The organism is Altererythrobacter sp. MTPC7 (genome assembly GCF_042851395.1).
GTDB lineage: Bacteria > Pseudomonadota > Alphaproteobacteria > Sphingomonadales > Sphingomonadaceae > CAJXSN01.
Genome location: NZ_BTGS01000013.1, coordinates 1 through 26630, shown reverse-complemented (window position 1 = coordinate 26630; position 26630 = coordinate 1). Strand labels below are relative to the sequence as shown.

Genomic DNA, 26630 nt, shown 5'->3' with positions numbered 1-26630 from the left:
TAGGGATCAGCCGTCGTGCAGGATCCACAGGGCTATGGCGAGAAAGACCGCGCCGGCAGTGACGCCCCATCCCAGCCAGCGAATACTGGGTATTTCCGGCGCATGAAGCTGGTGTGCGTTGAGCCGGGTGAAGGTCCGGCAAGCGCGCCGCTCTGCCGTTAACGCGACGAATGCGCCCAGCAGGATGAAGGCGGTCGCAATGGCGCGGGCGAGCCACGGCGGGTCGAATTCGCCGAAAACGGCCCTGAATGCGAGGCCGATACCGATGGCAGCAAAGGCCGTCCGCATCCACCCGGCAAAGGTCCGCTCCATCGCCATGATGTTGCGGTCTTCCGCCAGGTCGGTCCGCTCTGCAGCAAGGTCGTTGCTGTCGGTATTCCGGTGTTTGTCGGAGATGTCGTGTTTCTCGCCCATGCGCGCCTAACGCATGAACGGCGTCCTAGGGTTCCAAAACCTCGGCGCCCGGTTGCGAGACGCCGTTCTCATTGCCTTCGACGACGCCGACCACTTCACCCTCTGCCGGGTCGTCGACGACGGGCGATGGATCGAACCCCCTGGCGTCGTCGATCAGGCTCTCGTCATCGGCAAACTCGGTGGGAAATTGGGCGGAAGGAGGCGGCGCGGCCATGTCCGTGACGGCGGCCGGGGCAGTTGCATCAGGATTGCGCAGTCCCGTTTCCGAGGACGCAGCGGCCTTTTCGGCCAATGCCTTCGTCGCCGACGTCAGGGCGCCTTCATTGTCCTCGGTACCCACAAGGCTCGCCACACCGGCCAAGGTGAGGACGACGATGGCGATGGCGGCCACCCGGTTCCGGAGCATCGGACCTGACATGCCGTAAACCTATCCACCGTGTCCTTAATCTTTGGTTTCGCCTGCCAGGCGCTTCAGATCGTAAAGCAGGTCCAGGGCTTCGCGCGGGGCGAGGGAATCGACGTCCAGTGCGTCCAGCCTGTCGCGCAAGGCATCGCTCTCGTCTGCATCCGGCTGCGCCAGCGCTGCGGCGAACAGGGGCAGGTCGCCCAGGCCCGCCGCTAGCCCGCCGGTTTCCGCGCGGCCCTTCTCGAGCCGGTCGAGCACCGATTTGGCGCGTTTGACGACGCCCTGCGGCACGCCTGCCAGCTTGGCCACGGCAAGACCGTAGCTGCGGTCCGCAGGCCCGTCTGCCAGTTCGTGAAGCAGGACCAGGTCCCCTTTCCATTCGCGGGCACGGACATGGTGCAGGCTCAGCGCATCGCAGCTATCCGCCAGCCGCGACAACTCGTGGTAATGCGTCGCGAACAGGCAGCGGCTGCGGTTCGTCTCGTGCACCGCTTCCACGACCGCCCAGGCCAGCGCCAGCCCGTCATAGGTCGACGTGCCTCGCCCGACCTCGTCCAGGATCACGAAGCTGCGCTCCGTCGCCTGGGACAGGATGGCGGCGGTCTCCACCATCTCGACCATGAAGGTGGAACGGCCACGCGCCAGATTGTCCGATGCGCCGACACGGCTGAACAGGCGATCCACCAGCCCGATCCGCGCAGCGTCCGCCGGGACATAGCCCCCGGCCTGGGCCAGCAGGACGATCAGCGCGTTCTGGCGCAGGAAGGTCGACTTGCCGCCCATGTTCGGCCCGCCGATCAGCCAGAGCCGATTGTCCGGAGCCAGCGTGCAGTCATTGGGCACGAACCGCCCGCCGGACGCGGCAAGAGCGCTCTCGACCACAGGATGCCGGCCGGCCGTAATCTCGAGGCAGGCTTCGTCCATTATCTCGGGCCGGGCCCAGTTTCCGTCGGCCGCCCGCTCCGCCTGCCCGGCGGATACGTCGATCCGGGCCAGTGCGTCGGCGGTCGCGGCGATGGCTTCGCGGCTGGCGGCAACCTGTTCGCACAATTCCTCGAAATGCGCCTCTTCCGCCGCCAGCGCCCTGCCGCCCGCTTCGCTGATGCGTCCGGCTTCCTCGTGCAGTTGCAGCGAGTTGAACCGGACGGCGCCGGCCATGGTCTGGCGATGGGTAAATCCGCTGTCCGGCGCCATCAGCGTGTCGGCATGCTTGCTCGGCACCTCGACGAAATAGCCCAGCACGCCATTATGCTTGATCTTCAGTCGCTCGACGCCGGTTTCCTCGCGGTAGCGGGCCTCCAGCGCGGCGATCGCCCGGCGTGCATTGCCGGACGTGGCGCGCAATTCGTCGAGCGCTGCGTCGAACCCCTCGGCAACGAAGCCGCCCTGGTCGCGCGAGGTCGGCGGCGATGCCACCAGTGCGCGTTGCAGCAGGTCGACCAGCGCTCCGTGGCCACCCATTGCAGGCAGCAGGCTTTCCAGCAGGGCCGGCCGGTCGGGCTGGGCCGAGAGATGGTCGCGCAGCCGCCGCGATTCGGCCAGGCCGTCGCGCACCTGCCCCAGATCGCGGGGGCTTCCCCGGGCCGAGACGATCCGGCCCAGCGCCCGGCCGATATCGGGTACGGAACGCAGGACACCGCGCAGGTCCGCCCGCAGCAGAGGATCCTCGTGGAAGAACCGCACCAGCGCGAGGCGTTCCTCGATCCCGGCGCTGTCGTATAGCGGCGCGCCCAGGTCCTCTGCCAGTTGCCGGGCACCTGCACCGGTCACGCAGCGATCGATGGCGGCCAGCAGGCTGCCTTCGCGCCGCCCGTCTTGTGCCGCCAGTATTTCCAGGCTGCTGCGCGTAGCGGCGTCCATCGCCATGTGACGCTCGCCCCCCTGCACAACAGGCGGGAGCAGGAGGGGAAGGGTGCCGCGCCCGGCATGGTCCAGATAGGCGACGAGACCGCCCGCTGCCGCCATCATGGCGCGGGAAAAGCTTCCGAACCCGTCCAGCGTCGCGACCTTGTGGATCGATTTCAGCCGCGCCTCGCCCTCGTCGCTGCCGAAATCCGTTTTGGGCCGAGCGATGGCGCCTGCCGGGGCAGGCTCCCACCCTTCGGGCACGATGACCTCGCTCGGCGAAAGGCGTGCCAGCGCCGCGTCCACTGAGCCGTGCGCGACCTCTTCCAGCGTCATCCGTCCGGTGGAAATGTCGATGGCGGCCAGCCCGATAATGCCCCGTACCTCGCATGCCGCAGCCAGCAGGTTTGCCCGGCGCGGTTCCAGCAGCGCATCTTCGGTCAGCGTACCGGCGGTGACGAAGCGCACGATGTCGCGCGCGACCAGCGCCTTCGACACCGGCGATCCTTCGCGCCTGGCGCGCTGCCTGGCCTCGTCCGGGGTCTCGGTCTGCTCCGCAATGGCGACGCGGCAGCCTGCCTTGATCAGGCGCGCGAGATACCCTTCCGCCGAATGCACCGGCACACCGCACATCGGCACCGGCTCCCCGTCCTGCTCCCCGCGAGAGGTCAGGGCGATGTCCAGCACGCCTGCCGCGACCTTCGCATCGTCGAAGAACAGTTCGAAGAAATCGCCCATGCGGTAGAACAGCAGGCACTCCCCGGCCTCTTCCTTCAGGGCCAGATATTGCTCCATCATGGGGGTCGATTTGGCTGCCACGGGGACGGCGTAGCCCCAGCGGCGACGATTCGGGAGTCACGCGGACACGGCTTTCCCCTATCGCTCGCGCCCGGCACGCGATAGTGGCACCTCCATCATTGCAAGAGGTTGGCATGGCAGACGATAACGCACCGGGTGAAAAGCAGGCCGGTTTCACGACGCGCGAGGCGCTTTTCTATCACGAGACGATCCGGCCGGGTAAGATCGAGATCGTCGCCAGCAAGCCCATGGCAACGCAGCGCGACCTGAGCCTCGCCTATTCGCCGGGCGTGGCTGCACCGGTGGAAGCGATTGCCGAAAATCCCGCCGATGCGGCGAAATACACGGCGCGCGCGAACCTCGTGGCGGTCATTTCCAACGGGACGGCCATCCTCGGCCTTGGCAATCTTGGCGCGCTGGCATCGAAGCCGGTGATGGAAGGCAAGGCCGTCCTGTTCAAACGCTTCGCCGACGTCGATTCGATCGATATCGAACTGGACACGGAAGACCCGGACAAGTTCATCGAGGCGGTCGCCCTGATGGAGCCGAGCTTTGGCGGCGTGAACCTGGAAGACATCGCCGCGCCCGAATGCTTCATCATCGAACAGGCCCTGCGCGAACGCATGAACATTCCCGTCATGCATGACGACCAGCACGGCACCGCGATCATCGCTGCCGCCGGCCTGATCAATGCCTGCCACCTGACCGGCCGCAATCTGAAGGACTGCCGCATGGTGGTGAACGGCGCAGGCGCCAGCGCTCTCGCCTGCACCGCGCTGATCAAGGCGCTCGGCATCCCGCACGATCAGGTCATCGTGTGCGATCGCTCCGGCCCGATCACTCCGGGACGCGAGAATGTCGACCAGTGGAAGAGCGCCCACGCGGTAGAAACCGACGCGAAGGACCTGCACGAAGCGCTGAAGGGCGCGGACATCTTTCTCGGCCTGTCGGCGGCCGGCGCGCTGAAGCCGGAATGGATCGAGGACATGGCGGACCAGCCGATCATCTTCGCAATGGCCAACCCCGTGCCCGAGATCATGCCGGACGAGGCCAAGAAGGTCCGCCCCGACGCGATCATCGCCACCGGGCGCAGCGACTATCCCAACCAGGTTAACAACGTGCTGGGCTTCCCCTTCATCTTTCGCGGCGCTCTGGACGTGCGCGCGACCGCCATCAACGAGGAGATGAAGGTCGCGGCGGCCGAAGCCATCGCCGCGCTGGCCCGCGAACGCGTGCCCGAGGAAGTGGCCGCCGCTTATGGTATCAACCACAAGTTCGGCAGCGATTACATCATTCCCGCCCCGTTTGACCCGCGCCTGATGGAAGTCGTGTCCTCGGCCGTGGCAAAGGCGGCGATGGATAGCGGCGTCGCGCAGGACCGGATCGAGGATTTCGATGCCTACCGCCTGAGCCTGAAGGCGCGGCTCAATCCCACCACTTCCGCGCTCACGCGGGTGTACGACCAGTGCAAGGCTAACCCGAAACGCATGGTGTTTGCAGAGGCGGAGGAAGACGTCGTCCTGCGCGCCGCCATCCAGTACCGCGATTTCGGCTACGGGACGCCCATCCTTGTCGGTCGGACGAAGAACGTCGTCGACCGCCTGCACGCCCTGGGCGTCGACGATCCGGGCAGTTTCGAGATCGAGAATTCGAACATCTCGGACAAGGTGCCGGAGATGAACGAGTTCCTGTACAAGCGCCTGCAGCGTAAGGGATACACCCAGCGCGACGTCAGCCGCATGGTCAATCAGGAACGCAATGTCTTCGCCGCGCTGCTCGTGGCGCTGGGTCATGGCGATGCGATGATTTCCGGCCTGACCCGCACCTTCTCGCAGACCGCACGCGAAGTGAACCGCGTGCTGGACCCGAAAGAGGGCGCAGTCCCGTTCGGCATTCACATGATGATCGGCAAGTCGCACACGACCTTCCTCGCCGACACCACCATAAACGAGCGCCCCACGGCGGAAGAGCTGGCGCATATCGCCAAGGAAACGGCTGCCGTCGCGCGCCGCATGGGGCACGAACCGCGCGTGGCGTTCCTGTCCTATTCCACCTTCGGCAACCCTTCCGGCCAATGGCTGAACAATATCCGCGAGGCGGTGGCCATCCTCGACGAGGAGGATGTCGGCTTCGAATATGAAGGCGAGATGGCGCCCGATGCTGCGCTGAACGAGAAAGTTATGCAGCTCTATCCCTTCAGCCGTCTTTCGGGCCCCGCCAACGTCCTCATCATGCCGGGCCTGCAAAGCGCCAACCTGTCGGCCAAACTGCTGCGCGAACTGGGCGGGGATGCGACCGTTGGCCCGATGCTGGTCGGCATGGAAAAGCCGGTCCAGATCGCGCCGATGACGGCTATCGCTCCGGATCTGCTGACACTGTCGGTGCTGGCAGCCGCAGGTGTCGTCGGATAGACTTCGCCGACCGGAGTGGGCGACTGTTCAAGGACAATCACCCACTTCCGAGCTACCGTGGATTACCCTCCGCTCAGGCGGGGTAGACCACCGTTTTCAGGTTCATGAATTCGTGCAGGCCGAACTGCGCGAGTTCGCGGCCATGGCCCGATTTCTTGATCCCGCCGAACGGGGCCTCGATCTTCGATCCGTTGACCGCGTTGAACGTGGTCATGCCGGCCTCGATATTGCGGGCGAAGAATTCCTGCTCCTCTTCGTCGGTGGTGCAAACCGCAGAGCCGAGGCCGTAGGGTATCGCATTGGCGATCCTGACCGCGTCTTCCCTGTCCTGCGCTTTATAAAGCTGCCCGACGGGCCCGAAAATCTCGTCGGTCCCTGTTTCGCTGCCCGGTTCCACATCGGTCAGCAGTCCGGCCGTCATCCATGCGCCGTCGCGATCCAGCTTTTCCGCGCCGAACATCAGGGTCGCGCCCTCCTTCTTCGCGGTTTCGACCTGTTCCAGCACGGTATCGCGCTGCTCGGTGCTCGATAGCGGTCCGAGGCGCGTATCCTCGTCCATCGGGTCGCCCGGCTCGATGTCCTTCATCGCCGCGACGAAACGGTCGGCGAAATCGTCGGAGATGTCTGCGTGGACGATCGTCCGCTTGCCGCAGATGCAGGACTGGCCGTTGTTCTGGATGCGGGCCGTCACGGCATCGGCGACAGCCTGATCGAGATCGGCGCTGGGCATGACGATGAAGGGATCGGAACCGCCCAGTTCCAGAACGACCTTCTTCAGGTGCTTTCCGGCCTGCTGAGCCACCGCGCTTCCGGCGCCTTCGCTGCCGGTCAGGGTGGCTGCCACGATGCGGTCGTCGGCAATGACGTCGCCGATGGGATCGGATGTGACGCACAGGTTCTGGAAGACGCCTTCCGGCCCGCCGGCTTCCAGGACCATTTCTTCCAGCTTCGCTGCGACGCCCTGCACGATGCTGGCATGTTTCAGCACGCCGACATTGCCTGCAAGGATGGTCGGGGCGAGAAAGCGCACGACCTGCCAATACGGAAAGTTCCACGGCATGACCGCCAGGACCGGGCCCTGTGGCAACCAGCGGCCCACCGCCTTCCCGCCATCGCCTAGTTGCCATTCCAGCGGATCCAGCATGGGCGGGCCGTTTTCAGCGTAATGGCGAAAGAGGCTGGCGCATTTCTCGACTTCGCTGCGGGCCTGCGAGATGGGCTTGCCCATTTCGGTAACGGCGAGCTTTGCCAGTTCGTCCGAATGCTGTTCATAGAGATCGCCGAGTTTCGCCAGCAGGTCGCATCGCCGGCTGATCGGGGACCTGCTCCAATCGGCATAGGCCTTGTCCGCCCGGGCCAGCTTTGCCTCGATGCCGGATGCCGACAATTCCTCGTATTCGGCGACGGTCTGGCCGGTGGCGGGGTTGGTCGTCGTGATCATGCTGCCTTCTCCAATGCCTTGCCGCTCAGGAGGTCGTGCATGTCGGACTGGCCGTCCTGTGCATTCTCGTAACAGGTCTGCAGCGCATCGGCGTCGTCAAACAGGCCCAGCCTTTTCGCGAACTCGCTCAGGGTCTTGTAACCGGCGAGACCGTAATAGGTCAGCTGCATGTATTGCGCGATGATCGCGGCATCGCGGCCAGCGTCATCGGGCAGGTCGGCATCGAACACCCGCGCCTTCGTATCGGCGACCAGCCCGGCCATCGCTTCCGATACCGGTGCGTTCCCATCGCCTGACCCATGATTCTCGAGGACGGAGAGGACTTTCTCCAGCCCCTCCTCGATCCCGCAGGTCCCGTTCTCCAGGCCTTCGCGCAAGGCGTCGTCGCTCGCCCGGTCGCTTAGCTGCTTGGTCAGCTCCAGCGATTGCCGGTCGGCGCTCGCCATGGTCTGCAATTGCGAAAGATAGACGGCTTTAAGGGAATTGTCGGCCACGGACCTGCTCCTGTTTGGTTCAGGAGATCAAGCCATCCGGACCTCTGCCGGTTCCCCCGGCCGCGCCATTTCCTCAGCCGCGGCGGCGATACCGGAAATACCAGACCTTAGTAGTCATACTATCATAATACGCTGATATATAATCATTAATCAGCATTTTTTGATGCCCATTTTCTCGGCTAGCAATCACCCGGTAATCACCATGCCAAATTTGTTAAGCACGCGCCCCCATGAACCGATTTCTGCGTTTGCGATCATGAGGCGGGTGCTGCCAACCGGAAGCAGGTTGCGAAACGCTTGCGATCAGCCGCGCTTATCCCTGCTTCTGTGAATAGGTGTTCCCACCGTGTCGCCACGATTCTGCTCATGTCTTCGGCGATTGCGTTCGCGTCATCAGGGCCGAGGTCGAAGACCGCGGCACCGGCGAGAGCATTCTCGATCGTTGCAGCGCGACCTTCCGGCCCGACGCCGAGGACGAGCCGGCGCTCCAGTCCCAGCTGCGGCTTCGGCACTACATCGTAAAGCGGCGAAAGCCGCCATCCCTCACCATCGAACAGGAAGCCATGATTACGCAGGTGATCATCATCATTGGTGACGAGGATATTGAGCAACATACGACGAAATAATTCGTGCAGATCCTGGCGCACTTCGGTTCCGAATTGCCGGATCGCTCCTGCGAGATCGGCATAGCTGAAGCTGCTGACCTCGCTCTCATGCGCCCCGAGCATTGTGAGTCCCGAAGCAAAGGGCCTGCGTTCCAGCCAGTTGCCGTGAGGAATCCGATCGAACCGCTCGATCAGATAGATGTCGCGATCAAGGACACAGCGGAAGTCGAGTGGCGGCACATCGAGACCACATTCGCTGGCAAGCCGCATTGTCGCCAGTTCGACCCGGCATTCGGGGAAGCTGTCTCCCCGCTTCTGAAATTTCGCGATCCAGGGTTTGTCGCCGATTTTTGTAGCAGCCTTCGGCCGGGCGCCGCCCAGAGATGACCCGGCGGCTAGCAACGCCCTCAAGTTCTCGTCGAGTTCGTCGACATGCTGCGCTCGTTCGGCGGCTTCTGCTAGCTCTGCGAGCGTGAACTCTTCGCCCGGAGCAGGGCCGTCCCCCCATGGTATAATTCTCTCAGGCTGCGCGGACGTCGGCCCAAAGGCGAGCGCACCCACGCGATGTTCGCCCGAGGCCAGAATGAGATCGATTTCGCTCGGCAAGCGATCGCCCATCGCCTTGTACATTAGGTATTGGCCCCAGCCGTCAGGAGCAGCATCCCGAATGCCACCGAACACGGCAAAGCCTTCTTCCGTCCTGAATGTTCGAGAAGTTCCAGCTTCGTGCAACGGCAGAGCTACAGGATCGACCGCAATACGGTCAGCGCGTTCCAGATAACGCCGCCCGTAAGCGAAGGTAGCAAACTGGTTGCGCGGTTCGTCGGTCATCGTGAGAAGGCCTGCCGGAACAGGCCCCTCCTCAAGATGCACGAAGACATAGGTGCGGATGGTCGTCACGGCTTGCTAGAAATCCAGATCATCGTCGCTGACAGCGTGGGTCTTCTGGGGCAGGCGGGACAAATCCTCGCTGATGCCAGCCCGGTCACTGTCTGGGGTTACCAGCTCGGCAAGGCGCTGTGTCATCCCTAGGACATGCAGGGCGCTCGCCAGAACCGCGAGGCCCACGGTAGGATCTCCCGCTTCGAGGCGTTGCAGCGTTTGAACCGAGACGATCATGCGCTCGGCCATTAAACGCTGAGGAAGTTTTCTCCGGCGGCGAGCAAGGGTGATATCCTTGCCTAGCCGTGTAATCGCACGTTGGCTCTGGGGCGGTAGTCCGCTAGCAGCTCGAGACGAACGGGGCATGGCCCGATATATGACATATCATGCGAAGTTCCGCAAATAGAAATGATATGTCATGTTTTTGTGCTCTTTCGCTTGAAGCAGATTTACCGAAGGAAGATGCTTCACCGCCTCCTGCACGAGGCTTACAATGACCATGACTGAGTGGAGAGGCGCTGGTGAGCGGTCGCTAGGCCGCGGCTTGACCATCGTGCTTCAAAAGTCGCTGTGCAGTTGCGCGAATTGTCTCAGCGACTATATCGCAAACGTCACGCATGTCGGCACAAGCCGACAGCTTCGGAAGAATTCCGAGGTCCCGTCCTCCAGTTGGAGGTTAACCGGCGGACCCTGCAGAGGGTTCGCCGAATTTCGTTCGAACGCTCTCGCAGGTCCAACCCGATGGAGCATCGAATGCATTATTCAGACGAGGAAATCGAACGCGCGAAGACATTATTCGCTCGTGAAAATGATCAACCCGGCCATGGCAGAATGGCGGTTGCCGCGATGGCGGGAATGAGCAAGCCCGGCAAAATCAGCCATATCACTCATCGACGGACTTGGCGGGACTACCTTCCGAAGGCACGACGCGATTTGCAAAAGGAAAGATCGGACCGGAATTTTCGATTAGGTAACGTGTCGCATGATCTAAACTGACCAGGTCGTGGGGCAGCAATAAGGATCAATGGCGCTAGTGAGAAGTCACTACGAATAATCGGTAGACCTCGCGGGTGAGCGGCGATGTCGATGTGACGCTCAAATCGACGGGCTCGCAGTGCAGACGTGAATCCCCTCCGACCTGTTCTTACAACACAGAAGGGCTGGAGGGGAGGAGGGCCTTTGTGAGCGAGCCGAAAGGATCGCGATGTGCCATGTCCCACCGATATTCCACCAAGATAAGCTCTTTGGAAGAAGCCGCCCGCCGCATCTGTGAAAACCGGGGCGGCAAATGGTCCGGCACCAAGGGCATGGCTCGTTGCCCCGCACATGACGACCGCACACCCTCGCTCGGCATATCGCTCGGGCGACAAGCCATCCTCTTCCACTGTTTTGCGGGATGCGACCAGCAGAGCGTGCTGGCTGCTCTGGCGCGTGAAGGTTTCGAGGCACCGGCGCTTTTTTCAGGTTCTGCGACCACCAACGAACCCGAATCGACCAGCACCCGCAAACCCTCGGCGGCAGCGCTGAGGATCTGGCGCGATGCACAGCCACTGCGTGCCAGTCCGGCAAAGGCATATCTTGAGAGCCGCGGCATCCTCGCCGCATCGCCGGCGCTGCGCTTCCACCCACGAACGCCGCTTGGTCCGAAGGGACGAACACGCTTTCTGCCCGCCATGATCGCGGCAGTCAGCCTCGACGAGGGGCCGATCGCCATCCATCGCACGTTCCTTTCGGGCAATGCCAAGGCCGATTTCGACAAACCGAAGCGCGCGCTCGGCGCGTTCGGGGAAGCTGCTGTCCGCCTTTTCGCTCCTACCTCCGGCAAGCTCGGCCTCGCGGAGGGCATCGAAAGCGCGATGTCGGCCTATGCTCTCACCGGCATTCCCGTCTGGGCAACCCTGGGTAATGAGCGCTTCGGTCTCGTCAGCGTGCCTGAGAGCGTGACCGAGCTTCACCTCTTCGTCGATCACGATGCTGGCGGCGAGCTGGCCGCGTCGCGTGCCCTGGCCGCCTATGCCCGCGATGGGCGGACGATCCACGTTCGCAAGCCATCGTCACGCGACACAGACTGGAACGATGAGCTGACAGCATGGCTGCGCCGCAAGGCGACGCGGTAGAGGAGAGAGGGCTTCTCGAATTCCTGATCCGGCGGAGGGCGTGTCCCGATGCCTTCATCAGGAGGACGAAATGCCATGTTTCAATCAGACCTGTTTCCCGCCGGCGAGCAGTTGCCGTCCATGCCCTTGGCCTATGCCATTGGCACCCGAGTTGCCGCGCTTCTTGCTTCGGGACGTCATCTTACCCGTACCGACATTTCCGGGCTGTTCGCCGAAGAGACCGGTGTTCTGGATTGGGGAATCGCCTGGACCATCGACGACTACAACAGCGCGGTCGAGATCGGCGCACTACTCTGGCTTCGAGAGTCCTCACGGATCGATCTGGCGACGAATGTACACGAAGCCGAAGCGCGGTTCGACTGGCTCGAAGCAGCCTTGCCGCCACGGCACGTTCGCAGCGAAGCACAGGTCGAGCTCCAGCAGTTCTCGACCCCGCCAATGCTGGCCTGTCTGATGGCGAAGGCCGCAGCTGTCTGCGCGGAAGACACGCTCCTCGAACCGTCCGCAGGCAATGGTGCCCTTGCTCTCTGGGGTTGCCTCCAGAACGCTTCGCTGCTCCTCAACGAGATCGATCCGGCAAGACGAGACGGTCTGGCCCACGTCTTCCCCACGGCCACCATCACTGCGCATGACGGGGAACTGATCGCCGACTTGCTTCGCGGCCCTGTTCCGTCTGCCGTGCTGATGAACCCGCCGTTCGCTCACAGCCTGGAACGCGGCAAGGACGGTGAGACCGCTATGCGTCACCTACGCGGTGCGATCCGGGCCGCTGCTAATCGGGCGAGGATCGTCGCCATTATGCCTGAAGGCTTCGACGCCTCCACCTTCGCCAAGGAACAGGACGAAGCATCGCTGCTCCTCGATGTTCGCCTGCAGCAGATGTTTCGCCGGACAGGGACGGGGATCGCTGTTCGCCTGGTTGTGTTCGACAAGACGCCGACTGCGTCCTCGCCTGCGATCACCGGAGATACTGCCGACCTCATCTCGCTCCACGAGCTTATCACTGCGCTTCCGCCACGCGTACAGACCTCCGCCAACATCCATCGCCTGCCTCTCGGCAAGCCAGTGCGCCTCCTTGGCAAGACTTCGGCCCAAAGCGGGCCGGTGCGGCCGGTGGCGCCGTTCGCCGCGACACCAGCAGCGACGGCGAATGCGATCGACCTTGCCTATTCGGTCCTCGCCGACCCCGCGCCTGTGCCCGAACAGGCAGGCATCTACCTGCCTTACCGGCCCAGCCGCATCGCCTTCGAAGATGCTCCGGTCCATCCCACCCCGCTCGTAGAATCGGTCGCCATGGGTTCGGTCGCGGCACCGCAGCCCGATGTTTGCCCGCGCATTCCCGCATTTTGGCAGGCCGATGGCCTGCTGTCCGAAGCGCAATGCGAGACACTGGTCTACGCTGCCCAGGCATTTGCGCGCGATCTTCCGGGTCAGTTCAAGGTGAGCCAGGAAGGCACCTCGCTTGAGCTTGCCAACGACGGCCACGCCTACCGCCAAGGCTTCTTCCTCGGCGACGGAACCGGAGCGGGCAAAGGACGGCAGATCGCCGCGGTCATCATGGATCGCTGGCTCGCCGGCGAGCGTCGCCATATCTGGATCACGAAGAACGAGGCGCTGCTCGAAGATGCACGCCGCGACTGGGAAGCGCTTGGCGGGCTGCCGCTCGATCTCCAGCCGCTCTCGCGCTGGAAACTCGGCCAGCCCGTAACGATGTCCGAAGGCATTCTCTTCGTCACCTACCCGACGCTGCGCTCGGGGCGCGCCGAGGATACGCGCCTCGACCAGATCCTTGCCTGGGCGGGTGAGGACTACGATGGCGTGATCGCCTTCGAGGAAGCCCACGCCATGGCCAATGCACTCGGGAGCGCTTCAATCCGCGGCAAGGTCAAGGGCTCCGAACAAGGGATGGCGGGTCTACGGCTCCAGAACCATCTGCCGCGCGCCCGGGTGCTTTATGCTTCGGCCACGGGTGCTTCGGATATCGCCAACCTCGGCTACACTTCCCGGCTCGGCCTGTGGGGACCCGAAACTGCCTTCCCGACCCACGAAGCGTTCATGACCGAAATCCGCGCTGGCGGTGTGGCGGCGATGGAACTCGTCGCCCGTGACCTCAAGGCCCAGGGCCTCTATCTCGCACGTGCGCTGTCCTTTGCCGGGGTCGAGTACGAAATCCTCGAACACAGCCTGACCGAAGCGCAGGTACGGATCTACGATGCCTATGCCGATGCCTGGGCGATCATTCACCGCAACCTGGAAGCGGCCCTGGAGGCAACCCGCGTGGTCGACGAGGACAGCGGCGACACGCTCAACCGCAATGCCAAGGCTGCGGCGCTATCGATCTTCGAAGGCACCAAGCAGCGCTTCTTTGCCCAGCTCCTGCTTTCGATGAAATTGCCGAGCCTGATCCCCGCGATGGAAGTAGCCCTTGGCGAAGAGCACTCGGTTGTCGTGCAGCTGGTCTCGACCGCCGAGGCCATGCTCGACCGACGTCTTGCCGACCTGTCCGACGAGGAACGCGAAGCGCTCGACATCGATCTGTCCCCGCGTGAATATGTTATCGACTATCTTGCGAAGAGCTTCCCTGTGCGCCTGATGCAGGTCTTCGCCGACGAGGATGGCAATCTTCGCTCCGAGGCAATGAGCGACGGAGAGGGCAATCCCGTTTTCTGCTCGCGTGCCATTGCCGCGCGCGATGCGCTGATCGAACAGCTCTGCGCACTGCCGCCCATCGCTACCGCGCTCGACGCGATCATCGAGCGCTTCGGGACCGAGGCGGTGGCCGAGGTGACGGGCCGCACCCGCAGGCTGATCCTGGGCCGTGACGGCCAGCAGCGGCTCGAACGGCGAAGCTCGAGCGCAAATGTCGCCGAAGCGCAAAGCTTCATGGAAGGGACCAAGCGCATCCTCGTCTTCTCGGATGCGGGCGGCACGGGGCGTTCCTATCATGCCGACCTCGGCTGTCGGAATCAGCAACGCCGGGTTCACTTCCTGCTTGAACCGGGATGGCGCGCCGACAACGCCATCCAGGGTCTCGGTCGCACGAACCGCACCAACCAGGCCTCGGCCCCGCTGTTCCGGCCGGTAACCACCGACGTGAAGGGCGAACGCCGCTTCATCTCGACCATTGCGCGAAGGCTCGATGCCTTGGGCGCGCTGACGCGCGGCCAGCGCCAGACGGGCGGACAGAACCTGTTCGACCCGGCAGACAATCTTGAAAGCGACTATGCGCGCGACGCGCTCAGCCGCTGGTTCCAGCTGCTCTATGACGGCAAGCTCGAAGCCACCACCTTTGCCAACTTCGTCGAGCGCACCGGCCTCCGGCTCGAAAACCCCGATGGTGGACTGACCGATAATCTCCCGACGATCCAGCGCTGGCTCAACCGCATTCTTGCGCTGCCGATCGCGCTCCAGAACGCAATCTTCGATGAATATCTCGGCCTCGTCGAAGCGCGGATCGAGGCTGCGCGTGAAGCCGGAACGCTCGACCAGGGACTGGAGACCGTCAGGGTCGATCACTTTACGGTCCTGACAGATGAACTTCTTCGCACCGACCCCGTGACCGTAGCCGAGACCCGTCTCGTCTCGCTCGAAGTGACCAAGCACCTTAGGCCTATGCGATTGCAACGCCTGGTGCGGACGCACGAGATCGGTAGCCCGCACGCGATCCCGATGCGCAATGCGCGGTCGGGCAAGGTTGCGCTGTCGGTTCCAGCCCGGCGCCTCATCGCTGACGACGGGGCCGTGATCGAACGCCGACGCTTGCTTCGACCGCTCAAGTCCGCGAACTGGACGCTTGAGGCGCTCGGTGAAAGCCACTGGGAAGAAATTGGCGTCACCGCGTTCACCAGCGCCTGGCGGGCCGAGGAAGAGGAGGCCGCCGCTTCACCGATGACCGAGCGCGTCCATCTCGCCACCGGGCTGCTGCTGCCGGTCTGGAAGCGCCTGCCCGGCGATCATGTCCGCGTCACCCGGCTCGTTGCCGAGGACGGCCAGTCGATCATCGGCCGCGAAGTGCTCGATATCGATCTCGCTGCGATCGCCGAAACCTTTGGCCTGTCCGGAGTTGCCGGACCATCGGCTGAGCAGATCGGCGACCTTGTCCTTGCCAGCGGCAAACCGCTGGGCCTCGCAAGCCACAATCCACTCACCGTTAAGCGCTCGCTGGTCGGCGGCGAACAGCGCCTCGAACTGACCGGGTTCTCGCCGGATCGCCTCGACTGGTACAAGAACAAGGGCTGCTTCACCGAGATCATCCGCTACCGCACGCGGCTGTTCGTCCCGGTGTCGAGGGCAGGCCAGATACTCCCAGGCATCGCAATCGGGCATTGAGCTTTGCAATTGCCAAGTCGTGGACTATATAAAGACCAAATTCAGTCCGAAGGTGTTCTATGAAGCTGGACCAGCGTATCAAACCGATCAGCTATCTGAAGGCCCACAGCGCCGAAATTATCCGGGAGATCGGAGATGGCGCCGGGCCAATGGTCATCACGCAGAATGGCGAAGCCAAGGCAGTTCTGCAGGATGTCGCCAGCTACGAGCGCGCACAGGAAACGCTCGCTCTGCTAAAACTTCTGGCGCTCGGACAGGCCGATGTTGTCGCCGGTCGGACCCGCCCGGTGGCAGGCCTTGCGTATCGCGTACGAGGTAAGTCAAACTGAATGATGGCGGTCGCCGTAGCGATCGAGATCACCTCCGGTGCGGAGCGCGATCTTGTGGGTATCTGGCAGCGCCGCCTGAAGCAGCGCGGGCCGGATGGCGATGATGGTGCGGACGCACTGCTGGATGACCTTGTCGCGTCTATCGAATCCCTTGTGAACAATCCTCAGAAAGGACCGATTCCACCGGAACTTGAGGCTCTCGGGATCACCGAATTCCGGCAATTGTCGCGCTCTCCATTCCGCATCATCTACGGGTATCGGCCCGATCCAGCACCCGGTCAGGTGACCGTGTTCGTAATTGCTGATGCGCGCCGGGATTTTCGGACGCTTCTCGAAGAGCGCTTGCTCGGCAGCGGATATGCATAGGTTCCGCTGAAGAGGTCAGGGTCCGGATGAACCCGAGCGCTGCCTCCGAATGCGCTCAAGTTTCCCCTTCTCTCCTCCCCTTCGTGTGTCTGAATGAACCGATAAGCTCCCGTGTCGCGTACGCCGGAGCCTGATCACGTCCTTCCTCAAGTCCAGGCGACTGATCTGCCTGTGCCCGCTGATGACGGGCCTGCGAATGGGTTCGCGCATTGAGAACAACTGCCCTCATGATCGGAACTTAGCCGATCCCTGATCGCCCCATCTCGGTCGTATAGATGTTCGCCACAGCCATTGAAGAGAGTGGAGGGAGCCCTTTGGGCTTGTGGGCCTCGTGATCCTCACCTGCGCCTTCATTCCATCAGGAGAAAACCCATGATCCAGTCGATCCCCTTGAAGAAGCTCGTTCCGAGCCCCCGCAACGTTCGCAAGTCGAGCGACGTGCTCGCCGACCTCCAGCTGCGGGCAGACATTGCTGCGCGCGGTCTGCTGCAGAACCTCGTCGTTCGCAAAGGAAAGCGCGGCAAGTTCGAGGTCGAGGCCGGCGGTCGTCGGCTCGCCGCGCTGCAGGCACTGGCCGAAGAGGGCACCTTGTCCCAAAACCACGAGGTCACCTGCCTCGTGATCGAAGGCGAGGAAAGCGAGGTGCGTGAAGCCAGCCTTGCCGAAAACGTCCAACGTCTCGCGATGAATCCGGCCGACGAGGCCCAGGCCTTCGCCTCCATCATCGAGGCGGGGGCTACCACAGAAGACGTGGCGCGCCGCTTCGGCCTCACTGTCCGTTTTGTCGAAGGACGGCTGCGTTTGGCAAGTCTCGCACCCTGCGTCTTCGAAGCGCTCGCCGAAGGCACCATCACGCTCGACATGGCCAAGGCCTACGGCGCAATCTCTGACATCGAGCGACAGGCGCATGTCTATGCCGAGTTGCAGGACGCCTGGTACCAGATCACGCCTGACACGATCCGCCGCATGGTGCTTGATGCCACGGTGCGCGGTTCCGATCCGCGAGCCGTTCTGGTCGGACGCGATGCGTACCTCGCCGCAGGTGGCCGGATCGAGCGCGAATTGTTCGACGATGATGCCAGCGAGAGCTGGATCGATGTCGCGCTGCTCGAGGACCTCGCGCACAAGGCCATGGAAGGGGCGGCAGAAAAGGCCGCGCTCGAATATGGCCTTGCCTGGGTCCGGCCGACGCTGGGCACCTATGTCAGCCATGACCTTGTCGACGGCCTCAATCGCTTGCCTTGCGAACCTGCACCGATGACCGAGCAGGAAGCGCAGGAGCTCGGCGAGCTCGAGGCCGACTACGACCGCGTCGCCGCCGTGCTCGAAGACGAGGACAGCGACGAGGACGAGGTCGCCAAGGCCGAACAGGAACTCGTGGTGATCGACCGCGCCATGCGCGCGCTCAATGATCGTCCCCCCGTACTCGCCGACGAACTGAAATCCGAGGCTGGTGCCTTCCTAGTCCTCTCGCGCAACGGCGAGCCGACATTCGTTCCACAGTACTACACCGAGACCGAAGTGATCGCTGACGAAGGCGTGGTCGAGGCCATTGAAGAGAGCGGTGCGGCGAAGCCCAAGGGGAGCTCGTTGTCGCAGCGCCTACTCGATGAGCTCGCGATGCAACGCCGCGATATCCTGGCGATCCATCTCGCCAACGATCCGGCACTGGCGCTCGACTTTATGGTCTTCACGCTTGCCGATGCCGATGGGCACGATTGGCGCGCCAAGAAGGCATCGACACTGCTGGGTCCGGTGGCATCAGGCCCGGTTACCGGGTTCGAAGCCAAGGACGCACCGGCAAGCGCTGCTCTGGCCGGGTTTGCCGGGTCGCTCGATGAAAGCTGGCGTTCTGGGACAAGCGATGTCGAGCGGTTTGCAAGGTTTCGGGCACTTTCCGACGAGACGCGTTCGGCCTGGCTCGGCCATCTCGTCTCGCGCACCCTTGTCGCGAGCCTTGCCTGTGAAGGCGAGCGCTCGGTGCCTATGCATGAGGCTCTGGGCTCGCTCCTCGAAATCGAGACCGCGCATTGGTGGCGTCCCACGGCGACCAACTACTTCGACCGCGTAGCCAAGGCCCGCACGCTCGAAGCGCTCGACGCCGCCGGCGGTCCCGAACTGGTCAGTCGCTATGCTGCTTCGAAGAAGGCCGAACTCGCGAGCGCTGCCGAACGCATTTTCTCGGGCAACTTCATCGGCGAGGCGGATATCAAGGAACGGGCGCAGGCCTGGGTGCCTTCGATAATGCGTTTTGCTGGTCCCGAAGAAAGCGAACCGGTTGACGCCGAAGCCGAAGAGCCGGTCAGTGACATTACGGCTGACGAGATTGCCGAGCAGGCTGCCTGACCCCTCCTGACAGGTCCAGGTCACTCGGCAGGCGGTCTGCCCCTCTTGGGGCGGGCCGCCTTTTCAATGCCAATACCTGGGCCGTATTTGCGCCATGTTCCGCCAATGTGGTGTCAGAAAGAGCAATTCGGAAAGTCGACGGTCCAAATGCCAAAAAATCGTGACAGTAGGCACCGCCATTGCCGACGTTCAACGCCGAAAGCTGTCGTTGTCGCAGGGGATATAAGCAGAGGGAAGTAGACCGAAGAGGGATCGGGATACTAATCCGCCGTCGTTAGCAGTTGCGGACATTGACCGCTCCATCGTGGGCAAGCAATCTCCACCTTCACCTGGTAGAACCGCGCCACATTAATGGCCTCATCACGCCCTAGGAAAAACCTATGCGCATGATCCCCCGGGCATTCACTGTCGCTGGCGCAGCGAACTTTGATCCTTCGTCGAACAGCCGCCGTTTCTCATTTCGGGGAACAGCTGCGCCGCTGCAAATCGCAATAGCGCGCGCCACTGTTGTCGCCGCAGCAATCGCACTTACGAAGGGGGCTGCGATCCCAATGCCTTCAAACTTGGCGGCTCCACATCCGTCTAACCCGAGCAGTTGCTCATAATCCTGTGGCGCAGGAGCCGATCGTGGAACGTCTCCTGGAAAGTGTGCAGCAACCGAATACTCAGAATCGAACACCGTCACACGGAAAACATCGAAGTCGGTATGGGCGCGACCGAGACCAGCGTCGATTACCAATTCGAAGCCGCAGCCGTCGATGAGTTTTCGAGCGGTAATCGAATCGAAGCCGCAAAGCGCCACCGTAGGCTCATTTTCCTGCACCCGTTGATGTGGGGCTAATAGGCGATCAACGCGGCGCACATCGAACCCCTTCCGCTTTGCCCATTGCTCCGCGAGTGCGGTTTTGTAGGCGCCGTATTCTCCCGACTGTACGAGCACGGAAGTTCCCCAATTTTCAGCGCTTATCTGGTCAGCATCCTGCAAAACCAGCTTTACGGCTCGCGGATTGGGATAGGGAAGCGCCGAAAGCGACCACATGAATGCTTGACCAAGATTGCCGAGGCCGAGCAGCCATAGCGCGCTGGGAAGAAAAACCTTGGCGAAGGGCGGCGGCTTGCTCACCGCTCTCTGCGGCCAAAGATCAAACTCTACAGACCCAGGCGAATGTGCATTTCGCAGCCGTGCGAAAGCATACGCCACGGTCGCCGCGCCAGCTACAATGCCGGCGAGAGGATTGTCCGCGTCTCCTGAGATTCTGGGTCCCGACGCTGCTCCGCCTTTCCAGCCATCCCACCAAGCATGAACGTCTGATGCTCCGCCGATTACATTTCCGATAATGATACGGATTGCTGCGACGCCAACGTTTTTGGTAGCGCCCAGCCGATCGACTGCCTCACGCAGCGATGTGCAACCGACTGGCATCGCGGAAACTAGCGGTACGTCGTCGTCGATCCGGACACTGACGCCGCCGACAAAGGTCTTCTTCCCGACCGCTACGGCGGTGAGGATCGCATTATGCCCAGCGATACTGTGAGCATTTTCACCGACTATGACTTCCAGAGTCATAGCGCGAAGACGCGCTTCGGCATCCGCGCCACTAATGCCTTCAGCATCAATCAGCATTTTTGCAATTCGGGATAGCTCGGGGGTCAGGTCCACAGATATTTTCCGACGTGAAAGGGAGGAAAAAGGCGGTCGCTTTCGTCTCGCCATCGACGGTTGCCCAGGTAGCGATGTACTCCGATGTGGCCTGGAAGATTCGAACCTTCAGCGAAATTCGGCAGGATCAGTGCCAAATGGTCGACCTCCGCGATGATTGGGTTCGCCTTGTCGGAGGGACTTTGCCGAAAGCTACCCGGATGGACATGAACGTCGGCAACGACGCTCATCCCTTCATTTCGGCATATTTCCCAAAGCTCGCCAAGCCGCCGACCATCGATCAGGACAATACCGCTGTTGAGGGCACCGGGATCGATATCGTCGTAGAAAATGAACTGCCGAATGGTTGAGGGCGAGCCTGCGATGCCAAGAAGAAATGCACCGCTCTCGCGTCGACCGCCGTTTGTGCGACGGCAAAGCTCCGCAGCTCCAGCATCCCATACTTTGCGATCACAGATCAACTCAGGCCGCTGTCCGAGTAGCGACCTTGCGACCGTTGCTAACCAATATGCCATAGAGATCCTCGAAGATGAAAGCCAAGTCACGGTCCTTGCTCCACGCTAGGTGGGGTTTGGCGACAGCATTGTTGTTATGCGGCCCGGTATGACGATCCCACGGCCGATAAACGGTACCCGATCCCCAGTCCTTGAAAGTCTCGGCGACCCGCTTCCCACCCGACGGTCGCTCGCCAGCGATAGGCTTGCGATCCTCTTCGAGATTCCAGAGTTTCACCTCTGGAGCGAGGCCTGGGTAGTTGGTGAGATCGGCACGAAACCCATATTCAGTCGCGGTACCGTCGGGTTCGATTGCTGAAACCTTGAAGTCGAGGCGTGGATAAGCGAAACCTATCACCCGCCAGCGTCCGTCGTCGCAGCCCGTCCGAAACTCCTCGGAAGCAAGGTCAGCTTCAATAAGTGCGATGGCGGGATCCTCCACTCTCAGAGCCTCCCATTGGCAATGTCGCCACGCACGAGGTCGAGGGTGAGTGTCGATCCGCCGGGGGCGAGGGAAGCCAAGGGTTTCGAACCCTGCAGCTCTTCGGTCGTGCCCGTGACGACGAGTTCGATCTCGGTCGCGATGGCGTCGTCGATTGAGAATGCCGTGATTGCCCATGCGAGCACCTCGGAGACCTTAGCGCCGCGCGGGAAGCTTTCTACCTTGCTCGCCGCTTGATAGTTGACTGTCACCGAAATCGCGGAACCGCCGTTGCCGTTGCCGTTGCCGTTGCCGTTGCCGTTGCCGTTGCCGTTGCCTTCCACCTGTTTAATCCCTTCATCTAAATTCGTCGTCCAAGTCCTAATGATTGCGCGGAAAGCCTTGACCCGTGCGAATCGTGGACTAGAATCGAGAAAACGTCCCGATACGGACAATATGATATTGGACTATTGGCAACGTCAAGTGCAAATATGGACTGAGGAGCAAGTATGTCGGCTGACACGCTGCCCGGTGCTCACCCGAGCTCACGGGCTTCATCGATTCCAGCTGAATTAGAAGCATTTTTCGAAATGGCGCAGCGATGGGATCTATCGACCGAACAACAGATCATCCTGCTTGGATCTCCAGGGCGATCGACATTCTTTAAGTGGAAAAAGGAGGGCGGGAGTTTGCCCAGGGACACCGGAGAACGTCTCTCGCACTTGCTCGCAATATGGAAAGCGCTCCGAATACTGTTTACGGATGATCGACGCGGCGAAGAGTGGATGCTTCGACCGAACGACTTTTTCGACGGCGAATCGGCTCTTGAAGTAATGCTGCGCGGGGGCATGGCGGACATCCTCGCGGTGCGACAATATCTTGACGCGCAGCGGGGTGGCTAAGTGAGGGAATATTTGTTCAAAGGATTTGGATATCGGCTAATCCCATCGCGCTTTCCTTCGGTGGAAGTGTATCGAGGTCTCGTCGCGAATGACCGCTTTGATGCCCTGTATGAGGCCGAGGCCCGGACGAATCCTCGTCTACTCTCAAAGGAGCAGCTGTTGGTCAGCTTTGGCGGCGAAGGATCGCCGCGGCTGCAGAACTGGAACCATGCGCCCTTCCGCTACATCAATCCCGAGGGCTCGCGGTTCTTTCCGAGCACATTGCCTGCGCTAGAGTTGGCCAGCGACCCGCAAACCGCGCTGGCGCGTGCCGTACGGCGGCGTGAGATTTTTCTAGGGCGGACGGGCGAGCCGCCAATCGGCATCGACATGCGCATGCTGAAAACCCCGGTCGAAGGTGCATTTGCAGACCTTACAAGTCTTCCCATCGGCATGAGCGACGCCGATTGCCGTGCTGCGGGAGAAGAGGTGCCTACAGAATTGGCTGGCGCCGCCTTCTACACCCCCGAACGACCTAAGGCACTTTGCCTTGCCGTGACTGACAACAGCTGCCTCGGGGCTACTATACAGACAGCGCATTATCGTTTCGAGTGGGACGGGAAGCGGATTGCGAAACTCTACGCCTTTACAGAGGCAGGCGAGGAGTGGGATCCCACCATTCTGTGCGGCGGTGAACAAGTCATCGCCGCGTAGATGCGGACATACCGGAATGATCCATTTGCGGGGAGATAGAGCCTGCTGACCCGGTGACCTCATTCAGGTCACCGTCGGCAATGCTTCAACGACCGGCGTGTGGGCGTTTAGCGTCGTCAAATAATGGAGAGAGGAGGGAGCTTTGATCTTCCTGAGCCGGGGCATCTCCGTCCTGGCAATCAGGAGACCTCCCATGACCAAATCCCGCCGCACTGCATCGACTTCGCCAGCCCAACGTATCACCGCAGCCATCATCGAGAAGCTCGAGCAAGGCACAAAACCCTGGGTCAAGCCATGGCGCGGCGTGCCAGTCTCGCGGCCCTTGCGCGCCTGCGGAACGCCCTATCGCGGCATGAACACCTTCTGGCTGTGGATGGTGGCCGATGGCTGCGGCTACGCCTCGCCTTACTGGATGACCTACCGCCAGTGCCAGAAACTCGGCGGACAGGTCCGCAAGGGCGAGAAATCGACCATCGCGATCTTCTACAAGAGCTATACCAAGGAGGTCGAGAACGCCGAAGGCGAGGCCGACAGCGAAAACCGGCGCGTGCTCAAGGCCTATGCCGTGTTCAACGCTGACCAGTGCGACGGTCTCCCCGAGTTCTATCACCCCAAGCCACTCGTTGCCGCGCTCGAGCCCGAAGGACGCGAAGACCGCCTTGATGCCTTCTTTGCCCATATCGGCGCCGACTTGCGGCATCATGGTGCGCAGGCCTATTACGAGCCGCTGCGCGACCGCGTCACAATGCCGCCAGCCGAACTCTTCGAAGCCTATGACCACTACTACGCAACGCTCGCACACGAGCTGTCGCACTGGACGGGGCATTCTTCGCGGCTCGACCGCGATCTCAAGAATCGCTTTGGCAGCGATGCCTATGCTGCCGAGGAATTGATCGCCGAGCTGTCCTCGGCCATCCTCGGGGCCGAACTGGGTCTTCCGGTCACCCACCTCGACCATCACGCCAGCTACATCGCGTCCTGGCTCAAGATCCTCAAATCGGACGAGCGCGCGATCCTCACCGCCGCGGCCAAGGCCGAGGAAGCGGCCAGCCTGTTGCTTGACCTTGGGGGTCACCAATCCTGCGAAAGCGAGACCGATGTCGATCTCGCTGATGCAGCCTGAGGAGCGGTGAGATGGGACGTTCCGTCAGCTATCCAACTGGCTCCGTGGTTGCCTTTCGCCTGCTTGATGAAGGCGAAGACCAAGATGTCGACTGGGCCTATGAGTGCCTAGTCGACGAGATCATCGATACCGCGAAGGCGGCCTTTCCTTCCTTTAAGCGCTTCGATGGATGGCGCGGCCGCGAGGACCGTATCCTCCTGCGAAACGCCTTCGCCGATTGCGGCATATCGACCTATTGTGGGCTCGCCGCGATCTGGCTCGCCGTACGCGATGATTCCCATTACTGGGAGGCGGACTTCTACGTCCCACGAACTGCAAGGGCACGGCATTGGCTCGCCCAAGTGTCGGGAAGGTTCATCGACCTGTTCGGTGAGTTGCGCCTGGTCGGGCGGTTCTCGAATGGCGAAGCGATCTTCGAGCGCTCCCGATCCACCTGCGACACCGGGTCCTGATCCTGCCTCATCCCTCTCCGCCGGGAGAGGCCCTTGGGCCGGTCGGGGCGCGCCGCAACCTGCGGCCCGTCGGCCCGTGTTACCCGCGCCAGCCTAGGGCCGCAGGTTTCCCGCTGCGCGGTGCGTCACGCCCCCTTTTCCCGGCCCTGATCGGGCTCCGGCGGACAGGGCCGAGGCAATGGTGCCTCCTCTCCTTGTCCCCGCGATCAGGAGACACCCCATGTACGACAGCTTCATCGACCAGTTGAGCGGCCTCGATCTCTCAGGCCTGAGCATCAGGCCGGCCCCCTTCAACGAGACCGACTTTCCCTGCGAGGACGCGATCGAGCAGACGCTTGGCGCCGTATGGTCCGACCTCTTCGCGATGTTTTCCGACACAGCCCTGGAAGCCGATGCCGAGGATATTGCCTGGGGCATGGTCAATCTGTTCCACCGCGCAGCCAGCCGCAAGTCGGCTCAACTTGATCGGGCCAGCGACGAGATCCGGGTCCTCCTCGCATCAGCCGACGGGTCCGAAGTGCATTCGAGCAATCTTGAAGAGCAGGTTGAGCGCGCGCAGGCTGCCGAAGCCAGCATGCTTGCCTTTGAGCAGATGCGCGAGGCGGCGGCAGCACTTTACCGCGACGAGACCGGCTCCTCTTGGAAGCCCGTTTCGGGCTCGCGCACGAGCCATTCGCGCCACTTCACATCGGCCGTGATCGATGCCCGCGATTTTCTACGCGCACGCGCTGAGAACCGTCGTCACGCCTTGATCCCTGAAGGAACTCCAGTCGTCTTTGCGGGTGGTCGCCAGAGCTTTGAAAGCGCCGAGGACGCGCGCGCCTACGCCGAGAACATCTGGGCGACGCTGGACAAGGTTCGCGATGCGGTTCCCGATCTCTTCCTGGTCCATGGCGGCGACGGCAAGGGTGCCGATCGTCTGGCAGCGAGTTGGGCCGAGCGCCGCGAAGTCCAGCAGCTGACTTATTCGCTCGATCGTCGTCTCGGTGCCCGCGCCGGGTTCAAGCGCAACGAGCAGATGCTCTCGCTCAATCCGCGTTACGTCGTCGCCTTTCCGGGCAATGGCGTAACCGAACGGCTGGTGATCGATGCCAAGACGCGCCGGATCACCGTGGTCGATCGCAGGACCGTCACGTTCCGATCCAAGATTAAGGGATAATAGTCTGTTGGTCGCCGCAGCATTTCTATGATCGGTTGGCTGCGGCGATCATCACAGACAATCGTCGTCGATTGCCTTTTCGGTTGGAGAGGGGATTTCTTGGAAAGGGCATCTCGGGGTATCAGCCTCGCATGCATCACGCCGACTCCAATCCGCTCGCCCATGATCACAACTTCCTGAGCGCCTCGCACGACGCCCATGAGCGGCGCACGCGTTATGTCGTTGCCTTGACCGCCGCGATGATGGTGGTCGAAATCGTCGCTGGCCTGTGGACCGGATCGATGGCGCTTCTCGCCGATGGTATCCACATGGCGACCCATGCAGGTGCCTTGGGCGTCGCGGCCTTCGCCTACTGGTTTGCCAGGCGCCATGCGAACAACCCGCGTTTCACATTCGGTACCGGCAAGGTAGGCGACCTGGCCGGCTTCGCGAGCGCGCTTGTCCTCGCCATCTTCGCCATCGGGATCGCGGTTGAATCGGCCCAAAGGTTCGTCAGTCCGCTCACGATTGCCTATACCGAGGCGATCTGGATCGCCGTGCTCGGCCTCGTGGTGAACCTCGCGAGTGCCTGGCTGCTTGGTGCCGATCATCACCATGGCCATGATCACGACCATCATCATCACCACGACCATGCGCATGCCGACAACAATCTGCGCTCCGCCTATTTCCACGTGCTTGTCGACGCCGAAGCGGCCTCTGAACGGTACACAGAGGTGCGCGAGGCGCTCGAGGACCGGGACGCCGCGATCGGAGATCTGCACATCTGGCGGATCGGCCCCGGCAAGTATGCGGTCATCGCCTCGCTCATCGCCGGTGATCCGCTCGCGCCCGACCATTATGCGAGCCGACTTTCAGAGCATGCAGAATATGTGCACGTCACGATCGAAGTTCATCGCTGCGAGCATCCGCATCCCGAGCTTCGCGCGGCCTGATCGCGCCGTTC

The 26630-nt window shown here is 62.3% G+C and carries 24 protein-coding genes; 14 read left to right on the top strand and 10 right to left on the bottom strand.

All coding sequences use genetic code 11. The features are described from left to right. Window positions 1-6: 6 nt before the first annotated feature. Genes ACGHJ7_RS11650 through mutS form a run of 3 tightly spaced genes read right to left on the bottom strand, consistent with a single transcriptional unit; the run spans window position 7 to window position 3463 of the window. The gene (locus ACGHJ7_RS11650; protein WP_390477753.1) at window positions 7-414 is read right to left on the bottom strand and encodes a YidH family protein; all 408 of its coding nucleotides are present in this window, start codon (window positions 412-414) and stop codon (window positions 7-9) included. Between the two features lie 25 nt (window positions 415-439). After that, complete coding sequence (locus tag ACGHJ7_RS11645) at window positions 440-832, bottom strand: hypothetical protein (protein WP_390477752.1); 393 nt, start codon at window positions 830-832, stop codon at window positions 440-442. 24 nt (window positions 833-856) lie between these two features. Beyond that, window positions 857-3463 carry a DNA mismatch repair protein MutS gene (gene mutS, locus ACGHJ7_RS11640; protein WP_390477937.1) on the bottom strand — a complete coding sequence of 869 codons (2607 nt, stop codon included), beginning with the start codon at window positions 3461-3463 and terminating at the stop codon, window positions 857-859. A 134-nt stretch (window positions 3464-3597) separates the two neighbouring features. Here mutS and ACGHJ7_RS11635 point away from each other — a divergent pair, with 134 nt between their 5' ends. After that, window positions 3598-5874 (top strand): NADP-dependent malic enzyme, encoded by a 2277-nt coding sequence (locus ACGHJ7_RS11635; RefSeq protein WP_390477749.1) that lies wholly within the window; start codon window positions 3598-3600, stop codon window positions 5872-5874. A gap of 73 nt (window positions 5875-5947) precedes the next feature. On the opposite strand, the gene ACGHJ7_RS11630 is transcribed toward ACGHJ7_RS11635, so the two are convergent. From ACGHJ7_RS11630 to ACGHJ7_RS11615, 4 genes are all read right to left on the bottom strand, one after another. Beyond that, the gene (locus ACGHJ7_RS11630; protein ID WP_390477746.1) at window positions 5948-7315 is read right to left on the bottom strand and encodes an NAD-dependent succinate-semialdehyde dehydrogenase; all 1368 of its coding nucleotides are present in this window, start codon (window positions 7313-7315) and stop codon (window positions 5948-5950) included. Next, window positions 7312-7809 (bottom strand): DUF892 family protein, encoded by a 498-nt coding sequence (locus ACGHJ7_RS11625; protein ID WP_390477743.1) that lies wholly within the window; start codon window positions 7807-7809, stop codon window positions 7312-7314. The genes ACGHJ7_RS11630 and ACGHJ7_RS11625 overlap by 4 nt, the downstream gene beginning before the upstream one ends. A gap of 254 nt (window positions 7810-8063) precedes the next feature. Next, the gene (locus ACGHJ7_RS11620; protein WP_390477741.1) at window positions 8064-9314 is read right to left on the bottom strand and encodes a type II toxin-antitoxin system HipA family toxin; all 1251 of its coding nucleotides are present in this window, start codon (window positions 9312-9314) and stop codon (window positions 8064-8066) included. 6 nt (window positions 9315-9320) lie between these two features. Further along, window positions 9321-9545, bottom strand: a complete 225-nt coding sequence (locus ACGHJ7_RS11615; protein WP_008601437.1) for an XRE family transcriptional regulator — start codon at window positions 9543-9545, stop codon at window positions 9321-9323. Window positions 9546-10049: 504 nt separating this feature from the next. Between ACGHJ7_RS11615 and ACGHJ7_RS11610 the strand changes: the two genes are divergently transcribed. The 6 genes from ACGHJ7_RS11610 to ACGHJ7_RS11585 all read left to right on the top strand — a co-directional run bounded on the left by ACGHJ7_RS11610 (window position 10050) and on the right by ACGHJ7_RS11585 (window position 18783). Then, window positions 10050-10292, top strand: coding sequence for a hypothetical protein (locus ACGHJ7_RS11610; RefSeq protein WP_151884781.1), 243 nt, complete (start codon window positions 10050-10052; stop codon window positions 10290-10292). Window positions 10293-10507: 215 nt separating this feature from the next. After that, window positions 10508-11413: a toprim domain-containing protein gene (locus ACGHJ7_RS11605; protein WP_390477737.1), complete on the top strand. Its 906-nt coding sequence runs from the start codon at window positions 10508-10510 to the stop codon at window positions 11411-11413. Between the two features lie 75 nt (window positions 11414-11488). Next, window positions 11489-15742 carry a strawberry notch-like NTP hydrolase domain-containing protein gene (locus ACGHJ7_RS11600; RefSeq protein WP_390477736.1) on the top strand — a complete coding sequence of 1418 codons (4254 nt, stop codon included), beginning with the start codon at window positions 11489-11491 and terminating at the stop codon, window positions 15740-15742. 59 nt (window positions 15743-15801) lie between these two features. After that, window positions 15802-16071 (top strand): type II toxin-antitoxin system Phd/YefM family antitoxin, encoded by a 270-nt coding sequence (locus ACGHJ7_RS11595; protein WP_390477733.1) that lies wholly within the window; start codon window positions 15802-15804, stop codon window positions 16069-16071. Next, entirely contained in the window at window positions 16072-16437 is a 366-nt protein-coding gene (locus ACGHJ7_RS11590) for a type II toxin-antitoxin system RelE/ParE family toxin (RefSeq protein ID WP_390477731.1), read from the top strand. A 372-nt stretch (window positions 16438-16809) separates the two neighbouring features. Continuing rightward, on the top strand, window positions 16810-18783 hold the full coding sequence (locus tag ACGHJ7_RS11585) for a ParB/RepB/Spo0J family partition protein (protein ID WP_390477728.1): 1974 nt from the start codon (window positions 16810-16812) through the stop codon (window positions 18781-18783). A 367-nt stretch (window positions 18784-19150) separates the two neighbouring features. Here the strand turns inward: ACGHJ7_RS11585 and ACGHJ7_RS11580 are convergent, their stop codons facing one another. Next, window positions 19151-20443, bottom strand: coding sequence for a hypothetical protein (locus ACGHJ7_RS11580; protein WP_230279371.1), 1293 nt, complete (start codon window positions 20441-20443; stop codon window positions 19151-19153). A gap of 14 nt (window positions 20444-20457) precedes the next feature. On the opposite strand from ACGHJ7_RS11580, the gene ACGHJ7_RS11575 reads away from it, so the two are divergent. Further along, complete coding sequence (locus ACGHJ7_RS11575) at window positions 20458-20793, top strand: hypothetical protein (protein ID WP_390477726.1); 336 nt, start codon at window positions 20458-20460, stop codon at window positions 20791-20793. Between the two features lie 112 nt (window positions 20794-20905). Here the strand turns inward: ACGHJ7_RS11575 and ACGHJ7_RS11570 are convergent, their stop codons facing one another. Together ACGHJ7_RS11570 and ACGHJ7_RS11565 are read right to left on the bottom strand one after the other, a co-directional pair. Continuing rightward, window positions 20906-21379 carry a hypothetical protein gene (locus ACGHJ7_RS11570; RefSeq protein WP_156843005.1) on the bottom strand — a complete coding sequence of 158 codons (474 nt, stop codon included), beginning with the start codon at window positions 21377-21379 and terminating at the stop codon, window positions 20906-20908. Window positions 21380-21381: 2 nt separating this feature from the next. Next, complete coding sequence (locus tag ACGHJ7_RS11565; protein ID WP_390477723.1) at window positions 21382-21702, bottom strand: hypothetical protein; 321 nt, start codon at window positions 21700-21702, stop codon at window positions 21382-21384. A gap of 165 nt (window positions 21703-21867) precedes the next feature. Between ACGHJ7_RS11565 and ACGHJ7_RS11560 the strand changes: the two genes are divergently transcribed. The 6 genes from ACGHJ7_RS11560 to dmeF all read left to right on the top strand — a co-directional run bounded on the left by ACGHJ7_RS11560 (window position 21868) and on the right by dmeF (window position 26619). Further along, a complete protein-coding gene (locus ACGHJ7_RS11560) occupies window positions 21868-22260 on the top strand; it encodes an antitoxin Xre/MbcA/ParS toxin-binding domain-containing protein (protein ID WP_156843007.1) in 393 nt (130 codons plus the stop codon). 12 nt (window positions 22261-22272) lie between these two features. Then, window positions 22273-22953, top strand: a complete 681-nt coding sequence (locus ACGHJ7_RS11555; RefSeq protein WP_230279367.1) for an RES family NAD+ phosphorylase — start codon at window positions 22273-22275, stop codon at window positions 22951-22953. Window positions 22954-23146: 193 nt separating this feature from the next. After that, entirely contained in the window at window positions 23147-24076 is a 930-nt protein-coding gene (locus ACGHJ7_RS11550) for an ArdC family protein (RefSeq protein ID WP_390477719.1), read from the top strand. 11 nt (window positions 24077-24087) lie between these two features. Beyond that, window positions 24088-24528, top strand: a complete 441-nt coding sequence (locus ACGHJ7_RS11545; RefSeq protein ID WP_230782974.1) for a hypothetical protein — start codon at window positions 24088-24090, stop codon at window positions 24526-24528. 220 nt (window positions 24529-24748) lie between these two features. After that, window positions 24749-25687, top strand: coding sequence for a DUF2493 domain-containing protein (locus tag ACGHJ7_RS11540; RefSeq protein WP_221597118.1), 939 nt, complete (start codon window positions 24749-24751; stop codon window positions 25685-25687). A gap of 131 nt (window positions 25688-25818) precedes the next feature. Next, the gene (gene dmeF / locus ACGHJ7_RS11535) at window positions 25819-26619 is read left to right on the top strand and encodes a CDF family Co(II)/Ni(II) efflux transporter DmeF (protein WP_390477935.1); all 801 of its coding nucleotides are present in this window, start codon (window positions 25819-25821) and stop codon (window positions 26617-26619) included. The last annotated feature ends 11 nt before the right edge of the window (window positions 26620-26630 follow it).